The organism is Intestinibacter sp., assembly GCF_051866655.1.
Lineage (GTDB): Bacteria > Bacillota > Clostridia > Peptostreptococcales > Peptostreptococcaceae > Intestinibacter.
This window is the reverse complement of the sequence record NZ_JBJDXL010000228.1, coordinates 1-4539: the sequence shown is the minus strand read 5'-3', so window position 1 is coordinate 4539 and position 4539 is coordinate 1. Positions and strand designations below refer to the sequence as shown.

Annotated in this window: 6 protein-coding genes; all 6 read left to right on the top strand. The window is 31.7% G+C overall.

Features of this window, described 5'->3' with window-relative positions:
- The coding region (locus ACI3VO_RS06870) for a PTS sugar transporter subunit IIB (RefSeq protein ID WP_439757194.1) at positions 1 to 243 on the top strand (243 nt) is incomplete at its 5' end.
- Positions 244 to 316: 73 nt separating this feature from the next.
- On the top strand, positions 317 to 1600 hold the full coding sequence (locus tag ACI3VO_RS06865) for a PTS ascorbate transporter subunit IIC (RefSeq protein ID WP_439757193.1): 1284 nt from the start codon (positions 317 to 319) through the stop codon (positions 1598 to 1600).
- A gap of 102 nt (positions 1601 to 1702) precedes the next feature.
- On the top strand, positions 1703 to 2101 hold the full coding sequence (locus tag ACI3VO_RS06860) for a hypothetical protein (RefSeq protein WP_439757192.1): 399 nt from the start codon (positions 1703 to 1705) through the stop codon (positions 2099 to 2101).
- A 63-nt stretch (positions 2102 to 2164) separates the two neighbouring features.
- Positions 2165 to 3004, top strand: a complete 840-nt coding sequence (locus ACI3VO_RS06855) for a class II fructose-bisphosphate aldolase (protein WP_320625406.1) — start codon at positions 2165 to 2167, stop codon at positions 3002 to 3004.
- Between the two features lie 76 nt (positions 3005 to 3080).
- Positions 3081 to 3686 (top strand): AAA family ATPase, encoded by a 606-nt coding sequence (locus ACI3VO_RS06850; RefSeq protein ID WP_439757191.1) that lies wholly within the window; start codon positions 3081 to 3083, stop codon positions 3684 to 3686.
- A 27-nt stretch (positions 3687 to 3713) separates the two neighbouring features.
- A complete protein-coding gene (gene deoC / locus ACI3VO_RS06845) occupies positions 3714 to 4367 on the top strand; it encodes a deoxyribose-phosphate aldolase (RefSeq protein WP_439757190.1) in 654 nt (217 codons plus the stop codon).
- The last annotated feature ends 172 nt before the right edge of the window (positions 4368 to 4539 follow it).

Genomic DNA, 4539 nt, shown 5'->3' with positions numbered 1-4539 from the left:
GCTTGTCAAATGAGTGTAGAAGCAGTTTTAAAGGAATTAGGTGTAGAAGCTAAGCTAGATCACACTGACATCTCAAGTGTTTCAGGAGCAAACGCAGATATAGTAATATCAGGTAAAAACTTCGAAAAACAATTCGAAAGATATTCTATAAGCTGTCCAAAAATATTCTTAAACAGATTAGTAGACAAAAAAGAAATAAAAGAAAAATTAGTTCCAGTTTTACAAGAATTAGGTGCTCTTTAAAATCAAAGAGCCCAGTAAAAGCAATTTATAAAATTATAAATCATAACAATTTAATAAAAAGGGAGGAAAAACTATGGCAGCATTAGATTTTATAATCAAAAATATTTTAACTCAAGCATCAATCATAATAGCACTAATAGCATTATTAGGATTAGTTTTACAAAAGAAACCATTAGGAACAGTAGTATCAGGAACAATGAAAACTATGTTAGGTTTCCTAGTATTATCAGCAGGTTCTTCAGTAATCGTAAGTTCATTACTATATTTTGGTGATATATTCCAATCAGCATTCGGACTTCAAGGTATAGTAGCTTCAATAGAAGGTATAAACGGACAAGCCATGAATGAATTAGGGCTTGGTAGTGAAATAGCTATTACTTTAGCAGGTATATTCATAGTAAATATATTAATAGCAAGATTTACTAAATTTAAATACATATTCTTAACAGGTCAAGCTTTATTATGGGAAGCAACTTTATGTGCAGTATTTGCTTACTACTGTGGATTAAGAGGATTACCACTAATACTTGCAGGTAGTATAGTAGGTGGATTCTTCGCAACATTCATGCCAGCATTTGCACAACCTATAGTTAAGAAGATCACAGGTAGTGAAGATATAGCATTAGGACATTTATGTACTATAGGATATATGTTCACAGCATTAATAGCAAAATTAACTGGAGGAAACTCTAAATCAACAGAAGATATAGAATTACCAAAAAGCTTAGAATTTATGCAAGATACTTATCTATCAGTAATGGTAGTTATGGTTCCATTATATGTAATAACAGCAGCATTTGCAGGACCAGCAGCTTGTGCAGATTACTGTGGAACTACAAACTACATAGTACATGCATTCTTACAAGGTATGCAATTCGTAGTTGGTGTATACGTATTAATGACAGGTGTTCGTATGTTACTTGCTGAAATCGTACCAGCATTCCAAGGTATATCAATGAAATTAGTTCCAAATTCAGTTCCAGCATTAGACTGTCCAGTATTATTCCCATATGCACCAAATGCAGTAATATTAGGATTTGTATTCACTACAATAGGATCAATAATAGGTATGTTCACTACACCTTTAGTAGGATTACCAATGGTACTTCCAGGAGTTTTATCTAACTTCTTCGCAGGTGGTACAGCAGGTATATTCGCTAACCAAGTAGGTGGTAGAAGAGGGGTAGCAATTGGTTGTATAGCACATGGTATATTCATAACATTCTTACCAGCTATGTTATCTCCAATGTTAGCTGAAATAAAATTTATAGGAACTACTTGTACAGACGTTGATACAGTAGTAACAGCATTCTTCTTCATGTTAATTAAATCAATTACAGGAGTTTTCGGATTCTAGAGTAATTAATTTTTAGAAATTTAACAGCTACTAGCTAATCATTATAAGTATAATTAGCTAGTAGTTATAAATTAATAAAAAGTTGTAATAGGAGGAATTTACATGTTCTTTTTATTCGGAAAGAAAAAAGATAAAGCAGAGAAAAAAAGCAAAGAAACAAAGGTTGAAAAAACAGTCAATATAGAAGAAATATTACAGACAATAGAAAGTGAAAAAGCAAAATTAGAATCACTTTCAGGTAAAGAACGTATTGAATGCTTAAATAAATTAGGATCTTTATATTTTCAAGCGGAAAAAATTTCTGAAGCTATAGAAATGTATGAAACAAGCTTAGAAGAAAATAAAGAGCTAGGAAAAGCATATACAGATTTATTAAAGCTTTACAATATTAAGAGAAAAGAAGCTTCAGATTCTAAGGATGAAGATCAAGTTAAGATGTACATGGATAAAATCAACAGCTTGATGCAATTATCAAAAGACGTAATACGCGGAAAAGCATAAAATACTTAAAAAAGTAAACAAAATATAAAAATACATATAAAAGCATAAAAAGGAGACAGAAAAATGTATAAGAATTTAATAGAATTATTTAAAGAAAATGAAGGTAAGGGAGCTGTTGGAGCATTCAACCTACACTGCTTTGAAATGCTACCAGCTATGATAAAAGCAGCAGAAGAAATAAATGTTCCAATAATAATACAAACTTCACTTGGTACAGCTGAGTATATAGGATTTGAACCATTAATAGCAGCTGTAAAAGCATTAGCAGAAAAATCAACAGTAAGTGTTGCATTACATATGGACCACTGCAAAGATATCGAAAAGCTTAAAAAAGCTATAGACTGTGGATACAGCTCAGTTATGTACGATGGTTCTTCATTACCAATAGAAGAAAACATAAAAAATACAAAAGAAGTAGTTGCATATGCTCACGAAAGAGGAGTTTCAGTAGAAGGTGAAGTTGGTTCTATAGGTGGAGCTGAAGAAGGTGTAGTAGTTGCAAAGGACGATGCAATGTACACTAAACCAGAAGATGCATTATACTTCGCTACTGAAACAGGTGTTGATGCATTAGCAGTTTCTATAGGAACTACTCACGGTCAATACAAATCAAAAGCTAAAATAAACTATGAATTATTAACTGAATTAAAAGCTAAATTAGGAGATACAGGATTAGTTTTACATGGTGGAACTGGAGTATCTGATGAAGATATGAAACGTTGTGTACGTGAAGGAATGAAGAAAATAAACGTAGGAACTGAATTAAACAAATCTTACATAGAAGTAGTAAACACTACATTCCCAGATGCAACACCTTTAACTTCTTTAAGAAAACTTTTAGGGCCTGCAAACGAAAAAATAAAAGATATTATAATAGATAAAGCAACTTTATTCAAAATGTAATATAGAAAATTAATCTTAAATATAAACGGGCTAATTGTAACGATTAACCCGTTTATTTACTTAAAGGAGAATAATTATGAAGAAGGTACTAATACTATTAGCTGGATATCCAGCTACAGGAAAATCTTTTTTATGCGATAAAATACTAGACAAATACCCTGAATTTCAAGTTGTATCTCAGGATACTATGAAGGAAGAATTGTTTGACGAATATGGATTTAATAATCTAGAGGAAAAAGTAAAGATAGAGCAGTTGAGCTGGCAAAAATACTATGAAACTATAGATTATAAAATGAGCCAATCTGAGATGATAATATCTGATTATCCATTTAGCGATAAGCAAAAGGGGACTTTAGACGATTTATCTAAAAAGCACGATTACAAGGTGCTTACTATCAGATTAATTGGAGATATACCAACTTTATACCAAAGATCAATCCAAAGAGACAACGATTCATCTAGACATCTATCACATATGGTCAGCTGCTATCACAAGGGGGATGTATTAGAGGATAGAACAAAGGGTGATTGCTTCGTTACTTTTGAGATATTTAAGGATAGATGTGAAAATAAAGGCTACGATAAATTCCAATTGGGAGAATTAATTGAAATAGATGTAACTGATTATAGTAAAATAGATTATGATCAAATTTTAAGTGATATATCAAAATTTATAGATTAGATATTAAAATTATAGGGGGAAAAAGATATGGAAAAAAGTAAAATTTTAGGAATGGTGGACCACACTTTATTAGCACAAACTTCTACATGGGAACAAATTAAAGAACTTTGTGATGACGCTTGTTTATATAAAACTGCTTCAGTTTGCATTCCACCTTCATTTGTAAAAAGAGCAAAGGAATACGTTGGAGATGATTTAAAAATATGCACAGTTATAGGATTCCCAAATGGATATCAAACTACAGAGGTCAAAAAATTTGAAACAAAGGATGCAATAGATAATGGTGCTGATGAAATCGATATGGTGATTTCAATATCAGATTTAAAAGACAAAAAATACGATGAAATAGAAAGTGAAATAAAAGCGCTAAAAGAAATTTGTGGCGATCTTATATTAAAGGTAATCATAGAAACTTGCCTACTTACAGAAGAAGAAAAAATTAAGATGTGTGAAATCGTTACAAAATCAGGAGCAGACTATATAAAAACATCTACAGGATTTTCTACAGCAGGGGCTACTTTTGAAGATATAGCTCTATTCAAAAAACATGTAGGAGAAAATGTAAAAATAAAGGCAGCTGGAGGAATTTCTTCATTTGAAGATGCAGAAAAATTTGTAGAGCTTGGTGCTGATAGACTTGGAACAAGTAGATTAGTAAAAATTGCTAAGAAGGAGAAATAAAAATGGCTATAATGTGTATAGGTCAGTCTGCATACGACATCCTAGTCCCTATGCAAGACAGTATCGTTGAAAATCAAAAATACAGAATCACAGACAAAGTAGAATGTGGAGGAGGTCCTGCTTTAAACTCAGCTTACTTATGCTCACTATGGGGAGCTGAGGTTTACCTAGT

What these genes read in the sequence shown, in the direction of transcription:
- ACI3VO_RS06850 (WP_439757191.1), top strand. Translation starts at nt 3,081, where the DNA reads ATGAAGAAGGTACTAATACTATTAGCTGGATATCCAGCTACAGGAAAA.
- ACI3VO_RS06865 (WP_439757193.1), top strand. Translation starts at nt 317, where the DNA reads ATGGCAGCATTAGATTTTATAATCAAAAATATTTTAACTCAAGCATCA.
- ACI3VO_RS06855 (WP_320625406.1), top strand. Translation starts at nt 2,165, where the DNA reads ATGTATAAGAATTTAATAGAATTATTTAAAGAAAATGAAGGTAAGGGA.
- ACI3VO_RS06860 (WP_439757192.1), top strand. Translation starts at nt 1,703, where the DNA reads ATGTTCTTTTTATTCGGAAAGAAAAAAGATAAAGCAGAGAAAAAAAGC.
- deoC (WP_439757190.1), top strand. Translation starts at nt 3,714, where the DNA reads ATGGAAAAAAGTAAAATTTTAGGAATGGTGGACCACACTTTATTAGCA.